This window comes from Gryllotalpicola sp. CP2-P1 (genome assembly GCF_057512245.1).
This window is the reverse complement of record NZ_JBLRDT010000036.1, coordinates 1-17,969: the sequence shown is the minus strand read 5'-3', so window position 1 is coordinate 17,969 and position 17,969 is coordinate 1. Positions and strand designations below refer to the sequence as shown.

The following is a 17,969-nucleotide window of genomic DNA, read 5'->3' as shown; positions in this document are numbered from 1 at the left end:
TCGCGGTCTGGCCGCTCACGAGCAGGTTTCCCGCGACGAAGACGGCCACCGTGCCGTCGGCCTGCGTCGTCGCGGTGCCGCCGACCAGTTGCGCCACCGTCGCCGCGAGCTGGTCGCGCTGATCGATCAGCTCGTTGGCGGACGCCCCGGCCGCGGTCGCCTGCTGGATCCGCCCGTTGAGGGCGGCGATGCCGTCGGCCGCCTGGTTCACCTGGTCGGCGAGGCTCGAGAGCTGGGTGCGCAGCCCCGACCACTGGGTGGCCACCTTCCGGTACCCGCTGGCGAGCTGCGAGACCACCGACTGCGCGTCCGACAGCACGGCGGCGCCGGCCGAGGGCTCGCCGGGGTTGTTCGCGAGGTCCTGCCAGCTCGACCAGAAGTCCTGCAGCTGGGCGGCGAGGCCCGTGTCGCTCGGCTCGTTCAGCCCGTCTTCGAGGGTCTGCAGGCCGTCGGCGCGCATACCGGTGAACCCCTGCTGCCCCTGGGCCGTGCGCAGCCGCGCGTTGGTGAGCTCGTCGGTGAGTCGCTGGATGCCGCTGACGACGACGCCCTGCCCGGGCTGCGCGAGAGGCGAGGCGAAGTGCGTCTCGGTCGCGGGAACGGCGGCGCTCTGCTGAAGACGCTGGCGGGTGTAGCCGGGGGTTCCGGCGTTCGTGATGTTCTGCCCGGTGACGTTCATCGCGTCACGGGCGGCCGTGAGGCCCGAGTAGGCGGTCTCGATGCCGCTGAACGTGCTGGCCATCAGGCGTCGTCCTCGAAGAGAATGGCCGCCCGCGCTCCGGTGTCGGTCGTGCCGGCGGCGGTGTAGGTGCCGGCGCGGTCCCCGCTGCCGGCGAGGGTCTCCTGCGTGTGGCGGATCGCCTCGCGCAGCATCCGCCCGTTCTGCGCGCGCGAAGCGCCGATGCGCTCGATGGATGCCAGCATGGCGCGCAGATGGCCCGAGAAGATCTCGAGCCACGGCCCGTCGGGCGGCGCCGCGGCGATCAGCTCGCGCAGCGACGGGTTCACGACGTTGAACTTCCAGTCGTCGGCGACGGCCTGCACCTCGACGTCGCGGGCGATGTTGAGCTTCCGCAGCTGCGCCGTCGCCGCCTCGATGTCATCGGCGGCGCGCTGCGCCCACCGCGGCTCGCCGACGGTCAGCAGCGCCCGCTGCACCTCGAGTCGGTACTCGAGCAGGTCGAGCAGCTCGCGCTCCTGCCACAGCAGCGCAGACAACTCGCTGGCGCCCATGATCGCCTCCCGTCAGATCCACGGTGCTCTATCGTCACCGATGATCATTCCGTTAGCGCGGGCTCAGCGCTGCGGCAGGTCTCTCTTGGCGGCGCCGACGTAGAGCTGCTGCGGGCGGCCGATCTTGCTGGCCGGGTCGGTGTTCACCTCGCGCCACTGGGCGATCCAGCCGGGCAGGCGCCCGATCGCGAACAGCACCGTGAACATGCGGGGCGGGAAGCCCATCGCCTTGTAGATGACGCCCGTGTAGAAGTCGACGTTCGGGTAGAGCTTGCGCGAGACGAAGTAGTCGTCCTCGAGGGCCGTCTGCTCGAGCTCCTTGGCGATGTCGAGCAGCGGGTCGTGCACGCCGAGCTCGTCGAGCACGGCGTCGGCGCTCTCCTTCACGAGCTTCGCGCGCGGGTCGTAGTTCTTGTAGACGCGGTGGCCGAAGCCCATGAGCTTGACCCCGTCCTCCTTGTTCTTCACCCGCTCGACGAACTTCTTGACGCCCTCGCCGGATTCCTGGATGCCGGCGAGCATCTCGAGCACGGCCTCGTTCGCGCCGCCGTGCAGCGGCCCGTAGAGGGCCGAGATCCCGGCGGAGATCGACGAGAAGATGTTGGCCTTGGTCGACCCGACGAGCCGCACGGTCGACGTCGACGCGTTCTGCTCGTGGTCGGCGTGCAGGATCAGCAGGCGGTCGAGGGCGCGCGCCACGACCGGGTTCACCTCGTAGGGCTCTGCCATGGTGCCGAAGTTCAGGCGCAGGAAGTTCTCGACGTACGACAGCGAGTTGTCGGGGTACAGGAACGCCTGCCCGAGGCTCTTCTTGTGCGCATACGACGCGATCGTCGGCATCTTCGCCAGCAGGCGGATCGTCGCGAGCTCGACGGACTGCGGGTCGTCGACGTCGGCCTCGTAGTAGGTGCCGAGAGCCCCGACCGCACTCGAGAGCATCGACATGGGGTGCGCGTGGTACGGCAGCGCACTGAACAGCTGCTTCAGGTCCTCGTGTACGAGGGTGTGCCGGCGGATCCGCTCGGTGAAGTCGGCCAGTTCGTCGGCGCTCGGCAGCTCGCCGTAGATCAGCAGCCACGCGACCTCGAGGAAGCTCGAGCCCGCGGCGAGCTGCTCGATCGGGTAGCCGCGGTAGCGCAGGATGCCCGCGTCGCCGTCGATGTAGGTGATGGCGGATGCCGTCGAGGCGGTGTTCACGAAGCCGTAGTCGAGCGTCGTCAGCCCCGTCTGCTTCGTCAGCGACGAGATGTCGATGCTCGAATGCCCGTCGACCGCCGCGCGGATCGGGAACTGCGCCTGCCCGCCCGGGTAGGAGAGCGTCGCGAACTGGTCGTCAGAATCGGGCACGAGAACTCCTTCGTCTGCTGCGCGAGCCGTGACGCTCGCTGGTCAACCCTATATGCGCAGTGTTGCGCGATGCCTATCGAGAAAGCCTCAGCGCCGCCTCGCGGATGCGCTCGTCGGTGGCGGTGAGCGAGAAGCGCACGTGGTCGGGGAAGAACTCGCCGTAGAACTCCCCGGGGCCGGCGAGGATGCCGAGACCCGCGAGCCGGTCGATGCTCTGCCAGGCATCCACGCCCTCGCTCGCCCAGAGATAGAGGCCCGCCTCGCTGTGGTCGATCGTGAAGCCGCACCGCTCGAGCGCGGGCTTGAGCACCTCGCGCCGCGCGCGGTAGCGCTCCTTCTGCGCGGCGACGTGCGCGTCGTCGCCCAGGGCCACCACCATCGCGGCCTGCAGCGGACCGGGCAGCATGAGGCCCGCATGCTTGCGGCGCGTGAGCAGCTCGTCGATCACCGCGGCATCGCCCGCGACGAACGCGGCCCGGTAGCCCGCGAGGTTCGACTGCTTCGACAGCGAGTAGACCGACAGCACGCCCGCGAGGTCGCCGCCGGTGACCCGCGGGTCGAGGATGCTGGGCACCGGCTCGTCGGCCCAGCGCCCCTCCCAGCCGAGCTCGGCGTAGCACTCGTCGTTGACGACGAGCGCGCCGAGCTCGCGGCCGCGGGCGACGGCGGCGTGCAGGAAGTCGATGTCGAGCACGCGCCCGTCGGGGTTGCCCGGCGAGTTCAGCCAGACGAGCCTCGTGCCCTCTGGCCACTCGGCGGGGTCGTCCGACGCGACGGCCGTCGCGTCCGCGATCGCGGCGCCGACCGCGTAGGTCGGGTAGGCCGCGCGCGGGTGCACGACGATGTCGCCCGGGCGGATGCCGGCGAGCAGCGGCAGCAGCGCGACGAGCTCCTTCGAGCCGATCGACGGCAGCACGTTGGCGGGCTGGAGGCCGGGAACGCCACGGCGGCGGGCGTACCAGGCGGCGATCGCCTCGCGCAGCGCCGGGGTGCCGGCCGTGGTCGGGTAGGCGTGGGCGTCGGTCGCCTCGGCGAGCGCGGTGCGGATCAGCTCGGGCGTCGGGTCGACGGGCGAGCCGACCGACAGGTCGACGATGCCCTGGGGGTGCTGCCGCGCACGCTCGGCGTACGGGGCCATCCGGTCCCAGGGGTAGTCGGGAAGCTCGGTGATCGCCACGGCAACGCGCTCAGCGGCTCTGGGGCGGCAGCGCGGCGATGAGCGGGTGGTCCTTCGCGATCACGCCGACCTTGGCGGCGCCGCCCGGCGAGCCGATCTCGTCGAAGAACTCGACGTTGGCCTTGTAGTAGTCGGCCCACTCGCCGGGCAGGTCGTCTTCGTAGTAGATCGCCTCGACGGGGCAGACCGGCTCGCACGCACCGCAGTCGACGCACTCGTCGGGGTGGATGTACAGCGATCGCTCGCCCTCGTAGATGCAGTCGACCGGGCACTCGTCGACGCAGGCACGGTCCTTGACGTCGACGCACGGAAGGGCGATCACGTAGGTCATGAGACCAGTTTATGGAGTCGGCGGCGCCGCGAATTCCGCACGGGGGTCGCGCGGCTCGCGCGGCGGCAGCTGCGGCCACGCGAGCACTCCGACGGCGATAAGCGCGGGCACCCAGTCCCAGACCCGCCCCAGGGTGTCCTGCACGATGACCACCGAGCCGCCGGGGCCCTGGAACGAGAACACGAAGATGGGCACGAGCAGGCCGAGCGTGCCGCAGGCCGTCACGAGCCGGCTGCCCGAGTACAGGCGCACGCCGACGAGGAAGCACGCGGCGCCGAGCACCGAGACGACGATGCCCCACGGCAGGTCGACGGCCCCGATGCCGAGCACGCCGCGGTGGTTGAAGGTGCCGACGACGCCGAGGATCAGCCCGACGACGAAGGCGAGAAGCGACGCACCGAGGCGATTCTGCATGTGCCCATGCTACGGATGCCCCGCGCCGCAGGACCTCGCCCAGAGATTTGCCACCGCTTCCAAGCGCACCTTAGGCTGACCTTCGTAAGGTAAGCCTTACTCGGCGGCTGCTCGGCCGCTCTCCCCACCCGTCGAAGCGAAAGCGCCCCGTGCTCCCCACTCTTGTCATCGGCCTGCGCGAAGGCCTCGAGGCCGCACTGATCGTCGGGATCATCGCGGCCTTTCTGCGCAAGAACGGCAAGAGCCTGACTCCGATGTGGATCGGCGTGGCCGTCGCGGTGGCCCTCAGCATCGCCGTCGGCGTCGTGCTGCGCGTCATCGAGCGTGCACTCCCCCAGGCCGCGCAGGAGGGCATGGAGTCGGTCATCGGCGCCGTCGCCGTCGTGTTCGTCACCGGGATGATCGTGTGGATGAACACCCACTCGCGCGGGCTGAAGCGCGAGCTCGAGGCCGAGGCGAGCGAGGCGATCAACGACGGCCACGCCTACGCGCTGGCCGGAATGGCCTTCCTCGCGGTTCTCAAAGAGGGCTTCGAGACGAGCGTGTTCCTGCTCGCCACATTCAGCGCCTCGACCAGCATGACCTTGGCCGCCACGGGCGCGGTGATCGGCGTCCTCGCCGCCGTGCTGATCGGCATCGGCATCTACGCCGGCAGCGTCAAGCTCAACCTCTCCACGTTCTTCCGCTGGACGGGCGGGTTCCTCATCCTGGTCGCGGCAGGCCTCGTGCTCACCGCGCTGCGCACCGCCCACGAGGCCGGCTGGCTCAACGCCGGCCAGCAGGCCGTGCTGAACCTCAGCGCCGTCGTGCGGCCGGGCACGGTGCAGTCCTCGCTGCTGACCGGCGTGCTCGGCATCCCGGCCGACCCGCGCCTGATCGAGGTCATCGGCTGGCTCGCCTACCTCGTTCCGGTCGCCCTCTTCGTGTACTGGCCGCGCGCACGCCGCGCCCAGGGCATGCAGATCGCGCGGGTGCAGTTCGGCATCGCGGGCGCGCTCGCGGTCGTCGCGCTCGGTCTGGTCGCGTTCTTCCCGCGCGTCGGCACGCCCTCGCTTCCGGCGGCGCACATCTCGTCCACGGCGGGCGTCGCTGGCTCCGGCACCGCCCAGCTGACGCGCGACGCCCTCTACGTGACCCTCGACGGGCACAGCACACGCGTCGCGCTCGACCCCGCGAAGGCATCCGCCAGCGAGTTGAACGGCATCCCCGCGCAGCGCTGGAAGCTGCCCGCGCAGCACGGCGACACCGCGGCGCCCACGACGCTGACCCTCACACAGCTCGTCGAGCTGAACGGCGGGCGCCTTCCCGTCGGCGTGAACCCGCAGACCAATCCGGGCCCCTTCAACGCGCGCTGGGCCGCGGGCGGCTCGCTCGAGGTGTGGTCGGCGCACGGTGTGCTGCTCGACGCCGCGCAGACCGCGCGCACCGTGCTCACCCTCTCCGGCGGCGGCCTGACCGGCCCGCGCTCGATCAGTGTCGACGCCCCGCAGTACGCGGCGGCGAGCTGGTCGCTCACCTCGGCCTCCGCTCAGAAGGCGGCCGACGCCGTCAGCGCCGCCGACGCCACACACGCCGAGCGCACGCTCTGGGCCGTGCAGCTCCCCATCGCCTTGGGGCTCGCCGCCCTCGTGACCGCCGCCTTCGGGCTGCGCTCGCGCCGCCGCGCCCTCACCAGCCAGAAAAACCCTGTCGGCCCCACCGCGTCGCCTGCGATCCCGGCGACGCCCCAGAGGAGCAATAGCTATGCAGCTCAGTAGTTCCCCCCGCCGCCTGATCGCGGCGGCCGGCCTCGTCGCCGCCACCGCACTCGCCCTGACCGCCTGCGCGAGCGGCGGCTCGGGCGACGACTCCGGCGCGGCGCAGAAGCCCGCGGCATCCGTCGCCCCGGTGAAGGGCGGCGCGAGCCAGGTCAAGATCACCCTCACCGGCGGCAGCGGCGACAGCTGCGACGTCGACCACACGAGTGCCAAGGCGGGCCCCGTCACCTTCACCATCGCCAACACCAGCTCGACGGCCATCACCGAGGTCGAGCTGCTGCAGGGCCAGCGCATCGTCGGCGAGAAGGAGAACCTCGCCCCCGGCCTCGAGCCGGTGAAGCTCACGCTCACGCTCGGCGGCGGCAGCTACACCGTGTACTGCCCGGGCGCCGACACCGAGCAGCAGAAGTTCACGGTCACCGGCAAGGCGGCCGCCCAGCCCACCGGCAGCGTGCAGACCGTGCTCGCCGACGGCACCAAGGGCTACGGAAAGTACGTCGCCGGCGTGCTCGCCGACATGGTGACCGCTGTCGGCACGCTGAACTCCGCCGTGCAGGCGGGCGACGTGGCCGAGGCGAAGAAGGACTACGCGCTCGCGCGGCCCTTCTACGAGAAGGTCGAGTCCGACGTCGACGGATTCCTGCTGCCCGGCGCCGACGCGACGAGCAACAAGGGCAACCTCGACTATCTCGTCGACATGCGCGCGAGCAACCTCGACCCGGCCGTCGGCTGGTCCGGCTTCCACGCGGTCGAGCGCGACCTGTGGCAGAACGGCGCGATCACCGCCCAGACGAAGAAGTACGCGAGCGACCTCGACGCCAACGTCAGGACGCTGGCCAAGCTCGCCTCGGGCCTGAGCTACAAGCCCGAAGATCTCGCGAACGGCGCCGCCGGCCTGCTCGAAGAGGTCCAGACGAACAAGATCTCCGGTGAAGAGGAGTCCTACAGCCACATCGACCTCGTCGACTTCGCCGCGAACGTCGAGGGCGCCGAGCAGGCGTTCGCCTACCTCGAGCCCGGCATGAAGCAGATCGACCCCGACCTGACCAAGACGGTGCAGACCCAGTTCGCGAACGTCACCTCGATGCTCGACGCCTACCGCGACCCGAGCGTGCCCGGCGGCTACAAGGACTACACGCCGCAGCTGAAGCAGACGGATGCCTCGAAGCTGAGCCACGCCATCCAGGCGCTTCAGGAGCCGCTGTCGAAGATCGCCGAGAAGGTGGCGACCGCCGCTTGAGCGATCCGGACACGTCCCCCGACGACCAGGGCGTCTCACGCCGCGGCCTGCTGTTCGGCAGCGCCGCGGCCGCGGGCGGCCTGGTCGTCGGCGCCGCCGGCGGCTACGCCGCGGGCCGCCTCGCGCACGCGGATGCCGCAGCAGCGGACAGCGACGGCGAGGTCGTCGACCTCTCGGTCGAGCACGCCTTCTACGGCGACGCCGAGCAGTCGGGCATCCGCACGGCGCCCCAGCGCTATTGCGTCTACATGACCTTCGACGTGTCGTCGACGCTCGCGAGCGACCTGCAGGTGCTGCTCGCGCGCTGGTCGGGCGCCATCGCCCAGCTCATGAAGGGCCGTACGATCGGGCAGGTCGAGCCGAACCGCGTCGACGGCATCGGCGTCGACACCGGCGAGGCCCTCGACCTGGCTCCCGCCGGGCTCACGGTCACGGTCGGGCTCGGGCCGCGCATCTTCACCGACGAGTTCGGACTCGCCGCGAAGAAGCCGGCACTCATGCGCGAGCTCAAGGCGCTGCCGTCCGATGCGATGAAGGCCGAGCTCTCGGGCGGCGACCTGTCGCTGCAGGCCTGCGCCGACGACCCGCAGGTGGCCTATCACGCGATCCGCGACCTCGCCCGCATGGCGAAGGGCACCGCGGCGACGCGCTGGACGGTGATGGGCTTCGGCCGCGCCTCCGCCGGCAAGGGCCAGGCGACGCCCCGCAACCTGATGGGCTACAAGGACGGCACGCGCAACCTGAAGGAGGAGCCCGACTTCGAGAAGTTCGTCTGGGTGAAGGACTCGGGGCCCGCGTGGACGCAGGGCGGCACCTACCAGGTGGTGCGCAAGATCCAGATGAACATCGAGAACTGGGATGCCGACCGCGTCAGCGATCAGAACACGGTGTTCGGGCGCGACAAGCGCGAGGGCGCTCCCCTGTCGGGCGGGCACGAGTTCACGACGCCGGACTTCCACGCGAAGGGCGCCGACGGCACCGAGAAGATCTCGCCCACCTCGCACATCGCGCTGGCGGCCCACGAGAACAACGGCGGCCTCAAGATCCTTCGCCGCAGCTACAACTACACCGACGGGCTGAACCAGTACGGGCTCTTGGACGCCGGCCTGCTGTTCATCTCGTACCAGAACGACCCCGGGTCGTTCGAGACGCTGCAGGCCAAGCTCGGCTCCTCCGACCGCCTCAACGAGTACATCTCGCACATCGGATCCGGCATCTTCTTCGTCCCCCCGGCGGCGAAGCAGGGCCACTACCTCGCCGAGGGCCTGTTCGCCTAGCTGTGGAGAGCGCCCCCGCCCGTTCGATGAGAACGGCAGAGTGGGCGGATGCCTGCCCTGCCGCCGCTCCCGCCGCTCTGCTCCTTCGGCCACATCGCGAGCTACCCCGAGTTGCTTGAGATCTGGGGTCACCGGTCTGCGGTGACGCCGTTCGGCACGGACTACGGCCTCAGCCGCCGCCTGCGCCCGAACGTCTACGTCTGCGCGCACCTCAGCGACGACGAGCTCCGCGCCGCGCGCTGCGGCGGCCGCCTCGACTGCGTGAGCGCGCTCGCGGCACTCGGCGTGCCCGTCGCTGCCACTGCTGACGCTGCCACGGCTGACGACGGCGCGCTGCACCTCAGGCTTGCCCCGAACGACGGCCGTTCGTCCGCGCGTCGCTTCGGGGCGGAGCGGCTCATCCGTGCGCACTGGAGCATCCCCCGGTTTCCCCTGCCGACCATCGACGAGACCCGACGAGCAGCACACGCGGGTGCACCGATCTCACGCGTGACCATGCCCGCGAGTGATGCGCTCCGACAGGCGCTGCGCACCTGCCTCGCGCCCGCGGAGGGCGCCGCCGTGATCGCGGATCTGCTGGAGAAGGGGCTTCTCAGCGCCGACCAGCTCGCCCGCGTCATCGCATCGACGTCGCACCCCGTGCGCTCACGCACACGCGAGGCGGGATTGCCCGTCGAGGTGGACGACGCCCTCGCGCGACGCGCCTGAGCTCGCGCGGCTTGCCTGACACGAACACGAGCAGACGCCGCCCCAGGCCTTCCCCTCGCGCGACTTGCATGAGGGAACAGTTTCGCGAGCGAGCTCAGGGCGCGCCCAGAACTGTTCCCTCATGCAAGTGCGAACGAGGGATGGGGCCGGTGCCCGAGCGGAGCGCGGCTGGGCAGGCGGGCGTAGTCCGCTACGCGTCCTGCGCTCTGCCCATCGGGCGTAGTCCGCTACGCGTCCTGCGCTCTGCCCATCGGACGCAGTCCGCTACGCGTCCTGCTTCTTAAGCCGGGCGGCGGCGCGGCCGCGCGCCGTGGCGTCGAGCTCGACCTTGCGGATGCGGACCTTCTCTGGCGTGACCTCGACACACTCGTCCTCGCGGGCGAACTCGAGGCATTCCTCGAGCGTCAGCTGACGCGACGGCGTCATCGCCTCGAAGTTGTCGGCGGTCGACGTGCGCATGTTGGTGAGCTTCTTCTCACGCGTGATGTTCACGTCCATGTCGTCGGAACGCGAGTTCTCGCCGACGACCATGCCCTCGTAGACCTCGTCACCGGGGTTCACGAAGAAGCTCATGCGCTCCTGCAGGCCGATGATCGCGTAGGCGGTCACGACGCCCTGCCGGTCGGCGACGATCGAGCCGTTGTTGCGGGTCACGATCGGGCCGGCCCACTCGTCGTAGCCGTGCGAGATGGCGTTCGAGATGCCCGTGCCGCGAGTGGTGGTGAGGAACTCGGTCCGGAATCCGATCAGGCCGCGTGACGGCACGACGAACTCCATGCGCACCCAGCCGGTGCCGTGGTTCGACATGCCCTCCATGCGCCCCTTGCGGGCGGCGAGCAGCTGGGTGATCGCGCCGAGGTACTCCTCGGGGATGTCGATCGTGACGTGCTCGTAGGGCTCGTGCACCTTGCCGTCGACCTTCTTCGTGACGACCTGGGGCTTGCCGACCGTGAGCTCGAAGCCCTCGCGGCGCATCTGCTCGACGAGGATCGCGAGCGCGAGCTCGCCGCGGCCCTGCACCTCCCAGGCATCCGGCTTGCCGATGTCGAGAACGCGCAGCGAGACGTTGCCGACCAGCTCGCGGTCGAGGCGGTCCTTCACCATGCGCGCGGTGAGCTTGTGGCCCTTCACCTTCCCCATGAGCGGCGAGGTGTTGATGCCGATCGTCATCGAGATGGCGGGCTCGTCGACGTGGATCGCGGGCAGCGGGCGAACGTCGTCGGGGTCGGCGAGGGTCTCGCCGATCATGATGTCCTCGATGCCGGCGACGGCGACGATGTCGCCTGCGGACGCGGACTCGGCCGGGAAGCGCTCGAGCGCCTTCGTCAGAAGAAGCTCGGTGATGCGGGCGTTCGAGGTGGTGCCGTCGTGGTGCACGCGAGTGACCGTCTGGCCCTTCTTGATCGTGCCCGAGAAGATGCGCAGCAGCGCGAGGCGGCCGAGGAACGGCGAGGCGTCGAGGTTGGTGACCCAGGCCTGCAGCGGCGCCTCGTCGTCGTACGACGGGGCCGGGATGTGCTCGAGGATCGCGCCGAACAGCGGCTCGAGGTTCTCACTGTCGGGCAGTGCGCCGTCTGCGGGCTGGTTGCGCGAGGCACGGCCCGCCTTGCCGCTGGCGTAGACGACCGGCACGTCGAGCAGCGCGTCGACATCGAGGTCGGGCACGTCGTCGGACAGGTCGGATGCCAGGCCGAGCAGCAGGTCCTGCGCCTCGGCGACGACCTCGTCGATGCGGGCGTCGGGGCGGTCGGTCTTGTTCACCGCGAGGATGACGGGCAGCTTCGCCTCGAGCGCCTTGCGCAGCACGAAGCGCGTCTGAGGCAGCGGCCCCTCTGAGGCATCCACCAGCAGCACGACGCCGTCGACCATCGACAGGCCGCGCTCGACCTCGCCGCCGAAGTCGGCGTGACCGGGGGTGTCGATGACGTTGATCGTGATGGGGCCGCCCGGGTTGTGCGTCGCGGCGTGCTCGCCGTTGTACGAGATCGCCGTGTTCTTGGCGAGGATCGTGATGCCCTTCTCGCGCTCGAGCTCGTTCGAGTCCATGGCGCGCTCTTCGACGTGCGCGTGCTCGCCGAAGGAGTTCGTCTGCTTGAGCATCGCGTCGACGAGGGTGGTCTTGCCGTGGTCGACGTGGGCGACGATCGCGACGTTGCGCAGGTCGGTGCGGAGGGCGATAGCCATAAGGCATCCGTTTCGTGAGTGAAGAAAGAGGGGCGGCGCTGAGGCGCGCACAGAAAGGGCGCCCGGCGCCCACCCGACCATTCTAGTCGGGGGACGCCGAGCGCCCGTTCAGCTTGCTCGTGAGAGCAAGGTGACTACTTCTTGAAGCCGACCGTGGTCCAGTCGGCGGCGCCCATCGCGAGGCCACCCGCCTGGAACTCGGTCGCGCCGAAGTTGACCAGGCCCTTGGTGACCGCCACCACGTTGGGCAGCGGCGCGAGCGGGATGATCGGGACGGTCTTGAAGAGCGACTCGTCGATCTTCTTCGCCGCGGCGTAGCGGGTGTCCTCGTCGAGCGAGTTCGCCTGCTTGTAGAGCTCGTCGAGGCCCGGAGCCGGGACCTTGCCGAAGTTCTGCTCGCCCTTCGTCACGTAGATCGACTGGCCCGACGAGATCGGGAACGGCGTGCCGACCCACGAGAAGCCGGTCATCTCGAAGTTGCCGCCGAGCACATAGTCGTCGCTGAAGAACTTGTCGGTGGGAACCTCGTTGAACTCGACGGGGATGCCGATCGCCTTGAGGTCCGACTGCACCTGCAGCGCGCGCTGCTTGTTGGTGGCCGAGCCCTGCGGGATGACCATGGTGAGCTTCAGCTGCTCGCCGTCCTTGCTCCACGAGCCGTTCGACTCGGTGTAGCCGGCCTCCTTGAGGAGCGACTTCGCCTTCTTGGGGTTGTAGGCGATGTACTTGTCGGCGTAGTCCTCGTAGCCCTTCTGGCCGGGCATGAAGATGAAGCTGCCCTGCGTCTCGGCCGGGGCGCCCACGGGGGCGTTGGCCGACTGAGCGATGAGCTTGCGGTTGATCGCGTGCGCGATGGCCTGGCGGACCTTGACGTCCTTGGTCGGGCCCTGGGTGCCCGAGAGGGTCACGTGGGTCCAGGTGAGGCCGCCCGAGATCTGCAGCTCGGCGTCGCTGCGGCTCTTGGCCGTCTTGTAGGAGTCGGCCGCGCTCGCGATGTCGAGGGCGTCGAGCTCCTTGTTGGCGAACGCGGTGGCGGTGGCCGAGGTGTCGTCGATCACCTTGAAGATGATCTTGTCGAGCTTGGGCTTGTCACCCCACCACTTCGGGTTCGGCACCTCTTCGTAGACGCCGCCCGTGTTGTCGACCTTCGAGTACATGAACGGGCCGTCAGAGGGCAGCGGCTTGGTGGCATACGCGTCGTTGAACTGCTTCGGGTCGCTCGCGATCGAGGCCGGCAGCGGGGCACCGAACAGGCTCTGCCAGTCGGCGAAGTCCGTGCCGAAGGTGACCGTGAACTCGGTGTCGCTCTTGATGTCGAACGAGGACACCTGGCTGTAGCCGTTCGAACTCGCGATGCTGAACTTGGTGTCCTTGCCGCTCATGGCGGCGAAGGTCGCCTGGTAGTCCTTCGAGGTGATCGGCGTGCCGTCCTGCCAGACCGCCTTCGGGTTCAGCTTGACGGTGACGACCTCGGGGCTCTTGCTGGTGAGCTCGACCGACTCGGCGTAGTCCTTGTCGACGGTGGGCGTGCCGTCTTCCTTGAAGACGATCGGGCCGCCGCTGGTCGGCGAGTTCTGCAGCGTGGTGTCGGACTCGTTGCCGTCGACGGTGAGCCCGTTGAAGTTCACGGGGACACTGGCGACGGGCAGGGTGATGGTGCCGCCCTGCTTGACGTCGGAGGCGGGGGCCGATGTCCAGCCCGTGGCGGGCAGCTCGGACGACGACTTGGCCGCGGACGGGTTCGACGTGGGCTTGTTGCCCTGGGCGCAGCCGGTCAGCAGCAGCGCTGTCGCGCCCAGCGCTGCCGTGGCAGCGAGGACACTCTTTCTGCGATTCATGGTGCGATTCCTCTTCCTCTTGGGGATGTTCCTCTTGGGGATGGCCCGCGTTGCAGTCGCGGGGGTCTAGGCGGCGAGCGTGTTCCGCTCGACGTGGTGGCAGGCGACCTCGACACGCGCCGGGGCGCCGTCGTGCCGCGCGAGCTCGGGGTCCTCGCTCTGGCAGAGCGCCTGGGCGTCCGAGGGCAGCAGCCGGTACAGCGGGCAACGGCTGCGGAACCGGCACCCGGCGAACTCGCTCGTCGGGCTCGGCAGGTCGCCCTGCAGCAGCACGCGCTCGCGCGCGCGCTCGATCGCCGGGTCCGGAATCGGCGCGGCCGAGATCAGGGCCTGGGTGTACGGATGCCTGGGCTCCCGGAACACGTCGGAGATCGGCCCCTGCTCGACGATGCGGCCGAGGTACATCACGGCGACCTCGTCGGCGATCTGCCGCACCACGGCCAGGTCGTGCGCGACGAAGAGCAGCGACAGCCCGAGCCGGACCTTGAGGTCCTCGAGCAGGTTGATGACGCCCGCCTGGATCGACACGTCGAGCGCGGAGACCGGCTCGTCGAGCACGAGGATGCGCGGGTCGGTGGCGAGCGCGCGGGCGATGCCGATGCGCTGCCGCTGGCCGCCCGAGAACTCGTGCGGGAACCGGTCGGCCATGGACGGGTCGAGTCCGACGAGCTCGAGCAGCTCGGCCACCTTCGCGTCGCGCTCGGCCTTCGGGACCTTGTGCACCAGCAGCGGCTCGGCGATCACCTCGCTGACCGGCAGGCGCGGGTCGACCGCGGCCATCGGGTCCTGGAAGACGATCTGGATGTCCTTCCGGAGCGCGAGGCGCTCGGCGCGCGACAGCTTGGAGACGTCGCGGCCGTCGACCGTGATCGACCCCTCCTGCGGGGCGACGAGCTCCATGATCTCGAGGATCGTCGTCGACTTTCCGCAGCCGGACTCCCCCACCAGCGCCAGCGTGCTGCCCGGGCGCAGGTCGAAGCTGATGCCGTCGACGGCGCGCACCGTGCCGACGCGGCGGCGGAACACTGCGCCGCGCATCAGCGGGAAGTGGCGCTTGAGCTCCTTCACCTCGAGCACCTTCTCGGTGCTCTCGGCGATCTCGTCGTCGACGAGTGCCTCGGGGCGCGGGAAGATCTCGGAGCGCACGAGCTCGCCGTTCGTGATCTCGGCACCCCGGTGGCAGGCGGCGGTGTGCGTGGCATCCGCCGGGTCGTACGAGATCAAGGCGGGCTCGATCTCGCGGCATTCGTCGATCGCGATGGGGCAGCGCGCCGCGAACGGGCAGCCGGCGGGCAGCGCCGCGAGCGACGGCGGGCGGCCTTCGAGCGGCACCAGCCGCTCGGTGCCCGCGGTCAGGATGTTCGGCACACTGCGCAGCAGGCCGATCGTGTAGGGCATGGTCGGCTCGGTGAACACCTGCTCGGTCGAGCCGAGCTCGACCAGCTTGCCTGCGTACATCACGGCGACGCGGTCGGCGTGGCCGGCGACGACGCCGAGGTCGTGCGTGATGAGCGAGACCGCAGCCCCCGTGATCCGCTTGGCCTCTTCGAGCACCTCGAGGATCTGCGCCTGGATCGTCACGTCGAGAGCCGTCGTGGGCTCGTCGGCGATGATCAGGCGCGGGTTGTTCGCGATCGCCATCGCGATCATGGCGCGCTGGCGCATGCCGCCCGAGAACTCGTGCGGGAACGCCTTGACGCGCCGCTTCGGGTCGGGAATGCCGACGATGCCGAGCAGCTCGACCGCGCGCGCCTCGGCGGCCTGCTTGGTCAGGGCCCTGTCGTGCAGACGCAGCGCCTCGGCGATCTGATCGCCCACGGTGTACACCGGGGTGAGCGCCGACAGGGGGTCCTGGAAGATGATCGAGATCTCCTTGCCGCGCACGCGGGAGAGCTCACGGTCGTCGAGCTGCAGCAGGGGGCGGCCGTCGAACCAGATCTCGCCGGTGACCTGGGCGGTCGTGGGCAGCAGACCCATCACCGCGAGCGACGAGACGGACTTGCCGCTGCCGGATTCGCCGACGATGCCGAGGAACTCGCCCTCGTTGATCTGGTAACTGATGCCACGCACGGCACGCACGTCGCCCGAGCCCTGCGGGAAGGTGACGGAGAGGTCCTTGACCTCGAGAAGGGGACGGGTCGGCTCAGCCACGGTTAGCTCCGCTCGTGGGGTCGACGGCGTCGCGGAACGCGTCGCCGATGAGGCTGATCGCGAACAGCAGGACGATCAGCACGGCGGCCGGGAACACGAACAGCCAGGGTCGGGTCAGCGCAGCGCCTGTCCCGTCGGAAAGAAGGGTGCCGAGCGACACGGCCGGCGGCTTCACGCCGAAGCCGAAGAAGCTCAGGCTCGTCTCGGAGAGGATCATCGCGGCGACGCCCAGGGTGGCGTCGATGATCAGCAGCGAGGCGATGTTGGGGATGATGTGCTTCGCGATGATCTGCGGCGTCGACATCCCCATGAAGCGCGCGGCCTTCACGAACTCGCGGTTCTTCAGCGAGCGGGTCTGACTGCGCACGACCTGGGCCATGATCATCCAGCTGAAGATCGACAGGAACAGCGTGAGGAACACCCACGACAGCTGCGTGAAGATCGGGCTGAGCAGCACGAGCAGGAAGAAGCTCGGCAGCACCAGCAGCAGGTCGATGACCCACGCGATCGACTTGTCGACGATGCCGCCGAGGTACCCGGCGACCGACCCGACGATCGCGGCGATGAGCGTCGACAGCGGGCCGGCGACGAGGCCGATGACGAGAGACTTCTGCAGACCCGAGATCGTCTGGGCATAGATGTCCATGCCGATCGAGTCGGTGCCGAACCAGTGCATCATCGTCGGGCCCATGCCCATGTTGTAGATGTCGCGGTCATCGGGGCCGTAGGGGTAGACCAGCGGGCCGAGATAGGCCCACGCCACCAGGAAGGCGAACAGGCCGACTCCCACCCAGAAGCGGGGCGTCGAGCGCAGTCGGCGCCAGATCAGGCCGCCGCGCGAGAGCGGCTTGCGCCGCCCCTGCTCGGCGGGCGTGAGCTCGGGCTCGAGAGCCGCATCGGGCTCTTCGGCGAGAAGGGTTTCGGAAAGCGACATCGCTCAGCTCCTCACCCTCGGGTCGAGTGCGGCATACAGCACCTCGGAAAGCGTCGACGAGCACAGGATCAGCACCGCGGTGAACAGGGTCGACCCCGCCACGGCGTTGATGTCGCTCGTATTGATGGATGTCAGCAGCAGCTCGCCCATGCCGTGCCACGAGAACACGATCTCGAGCATCGACGCGCCGGCCACGAGGGTGCCGAAGCTGTACGCGAAGAACGTCGACATGGGGATGAGCGCGACGCGCACGCCGTGGCGGATCAGGGCGGCGCCGCGCGTGCGGCCCTTCGCCCGAGCCGTACGGATGTAGTCCGCGCCGAGAACGTCGAGCATGACGTTGCGCTGGTAGCGGGAGTAGGAGGCCGCGCTCGTGAGCACCAGCACGATCGTCGGAAGCAGCAGGTGCGCCGCCCGATCACCGAACTGGGTGAAGAACCCGCCGGAGATGCCCGCCGAGTACTGCCCGGTGAAGGTGATCAGCTGGTGGCCGATCGCACGGTTCAGCGCGGTCGCGGCGATCATCAGGAAGATCGCGATGACGAACGTCGGGGTCGAGAAGACGATGTACGACAGGTAGGTCACGATCGAGTCGGACGCCTTGTATTGCCGCACGGCGCCCCAGACGCCGAGCACGACGCCGAGCACGGCGCCGATGATCGAGCCGATGAGTAGCAGCTGAAGGCTGATGCCGGCGCGCTCCCAGATCACCCGGCTGATCGGCTCGCTGTTGATGGCGAGGCCGAAGTCGCCGTGCAGGACACCGGAGAACCAGTGCCAGAGGCGCTCGATGAGCGGCACGTCCGGGTTCACCCCGAACTTGTTCAGGATGTTCTGCAGCGAGTGCGGGTCGACCGGTGGGTTGCGACCGAGGTACTTCGCGGTCGGGTTCAGCGAGAGGCTCGCGAGGACATAGGCGAGGCAGCTGGCGATGACCGTCAGGATGACGTAGTTGACGATCCGCCGAACGAGATAGACGAACACCGGACGTTACCGCGCCCCGTGGCCCGCCTTCCCTGAGGTGGCCCGACACCACTCCGCGCGGTCGGAAGCGGCCTGCGCAAGAAGTGAAAATGCCATGTGAGTGTTCCTTGATGTGTTGCGGGGAGGAACTCTGGAGTGTGCGAATCCAGGAGTTGCTTCACACTACACACGGCTGACAGGCGGTCAACAACTTATCCGCCGCATCGTTTCACGATGTTTACACGGGTAGCGGGGCGTTAACAATCGCGCGGATGCCTCGCCACGACGGATTCCGTTGCGGGTGCCGTCCGCTCCGCTCAGAAGGCGAGGGCCTCGATCACCACGGCGACGACGAGAACGGCCCCGATCACAAGCGGAATCGTGTCCCAGCGGCGGCTCACCGGCGCGTTCAGCA

15 protein-coding genes are annotated in these 17,969 nt (G+C 69.3%); 4 read left to right on the top strand and 11 right to left on the bottom strand.

What is annotated here, in order from left to right:
* The 6 genes from flgK to ACM2XV_RS04870 all read right to left on the bottom strand — a co-directional run.
* On the bottom strand, positions 1 to 742 hold a 742-nt coding region (gene flgK, locus ACM2XV_RS04895; RefSeq protein WP_487026158.1), incomplete at its 3' end, for a flagellar hook-associated protein FlgK.
* Positions 742 to 1,233 carry a flagellar export chaperone FlgN gene (gene flgN / locus ACM2XV_RS04890; RefSeq protein ID WP_487026157.1) on the bottom strand — a complete coding sequence of 164 codons (492 nt, stop codon included), beginning with the start codon at positions 1,231 to 1,233 and terminating at the stop codon, positions 742 to 744. The genes flgK and flgN, both read right to left, overlap by 1 nt.
* A 63-nt stretch (positions 1,234 to 1,296) precedes the next feature.
* Positions 1,297 to 2,580 (bottom strand): citrate synthase, encoded by a 1,284-nt coding sequence (locus ACM2XV_RS04885; RefSeq protein ID WP_487026156.1) that lies wholly within the window; start codon positions 2,578 to 2,580, stop codon positions 1,297 to 1,299.
* A gap of 73 nt (positions 2,581 to 2,653) precedes the next feature.
* Positions 2,654 to 3,757, bottom strand: a complete 1,104-nt coding sequence (gene dapC, locus ACM2XV_RS04880) for a succinyldiaminopimelate transaminase (RefSeq protein ID WP_487026155.1) — start codon at positions 3,755 to 3,757, stop codon at positions 2,654 to 2,656.
* 10 nt (positions 3,758 to 3,767) lie between these two features.
* Positions 3,768 to 4,088 (bottom strand): ferredoxin, encoded by a 321-nt coding sequence (fdxA, locus tag ACM2XV_RS04875; RefSeq protein WP_344774016.1) that lies wholly within the window; start codon positions 4,086 to 4,088, stop codon positions 3,768 to 3,770.
* A gap of 9 nt (positions 4,089 to 4,097) precedes the next feature.
* Positions 4,098 to 4,502, bottom strand: coding sequence for a hypothetical protein (locus ACM2XV_RS04870; RefSeq protein ID WP_487026154.1), 405 nt, complete (start codon positions 4,500 to 4,502; stop codon positions 4,098 to 4,100).
* 149 nt (positions 4,503 to 4,651) lie between these two features.
* Here ACM2XV_RS04870 and efeU point away from each other — a divergent pair, with 149 nt between their 5' ends.
* Genes efeU through ACM2XV_RS04850 form a run of 4 tightly spaced genes read left to right on the top strand, consistent with a single transcriptional unit; the run spans position 4,652 to position 9,484 of the window.
* Positions 4,652 to 6,259 (top strand): iron uptake transporter permease EfeU, encoded by a 1,608-nt coding sequence (gene efeU, locus ACM2XV_RS04865; protein WP_487026153.1) that lies wholly within the window; start codon positions 4,652 to 4,654, stop codon positions 6,257 to 6,259.
* Positions 6,246 to 7,499 carry an iron uptake system protein EfeO gene (efeO, locus tag ACM2XV_RS04860; RefSeq protein WP_487026152.1) on the top strand — a complete coding sequence of 418 codons (1,254 nt, stop codon included), beginning with the start codon at positions 6,246 to 6,248 and terminating at the stop codon, positions 7,497 to 7,499. Before efeU ends, efeO begins: the two co-directional genes overlap by 14 nt.
* Positions 7,496 to 8,776, top strand: coding sequence for an iron uptake transporter deferrochelatase/peroxidase subunit (gene efeB, locus ACM2XV_RS04855; protein WP_487026151.1), 1,281 nt, complete (start codon positions 7,496 to 7,498; stop codon positions 8,774 to 8,776). The genes efeO and efeB overlap by 4 nt, the downstream gene beginning before the upstream one ends.
* 48 nt (positions 8,777 to 8,824) lie before the next feature.
* A complete protein-coding gene (locus tag ACM2XV_RS04850) occupies positions 8,825 to 9,484 on the top strand; it encodes a hypothetical protein (RefSeq protein WP_487026150.1) in 660 nt (219 codons plus the stop codon).
* Between the two features lie 264 nt (positions 9,485 to 9,748).
* On the opposite strand, the gene typA is transcribed toward ACM2XV_RS04850, so the two are convergent.
* The 5 genes from typA to ACM2XV_RS04825 all read right to left on the bottom strand — a co-directional run bounded on the left by typA (position 9,749) and on the right by ACM2XV_RS04825 (position 17,575).
* Positions 9,749 to 11,668: a translational GTPase TypA gene (gene typA / locus ACM2XV_RS04845; RefSeq protein WP_487026149.1), complete on the bottom strand. Its 1,920-nt coding sequence runs from the start codon at positions 11,666 to 11,668 to the stop codon at positions 9,749 to 9,751.
* 134 nt (positions 11,669 to 11,802) lie between these two features.
* A complete protein-coding gene (locus ACM2XV_RS04840) occupies positions 11,803 to 13,506 on the bottom strand; it encodes an ABC transporter family substrate-binding protein (protein ID WP_487026148.1) in 1,704 nt (567 codons plus the stop codon).
* 66 nt (positions 13,507 to 13,572) lie between these two features.
* Entirely contained in the window at positions 13,573 to 15,657 is a 2,085-nt protein-coding gene (locus ACM2XV_RS04835) for an ABC transporter ATP-binding protein (protein ID WP_487026147.1), read from the bottom strand.
* Positions 15,650 to 16,591 (bottom strand): ABC transporter permease, encoded by a 942-nt coding sequence (locus ACM2XV_RS04830; RefSeq protein WP_344773996.1) that lies wholly within the window; start codon positions 16,589 to 16,591, stop codon positions 15,650 to 15,652. The genes ACM2XV_RS04835 and ACM2XV_RS04830 overlap by 8 nt, the downstream gene beginning before the upstream one ends.
* Positions 16,592 to 16,594: 3 nt before the next feature.
* Positions 16,595 to 17,575 (bottom strand): ABC transporter permease, encoded by a 981-nt coding sequence (locus ACM2XV_RS04825; protein ID WP_487026146.1) that lies wholly within the window; start codon positions 17,573 to 17,575, stop codon positions 16,595 to 16,597.
* Positions 17,576 to 17,969 lie beyond the last annotated feature (394 nt).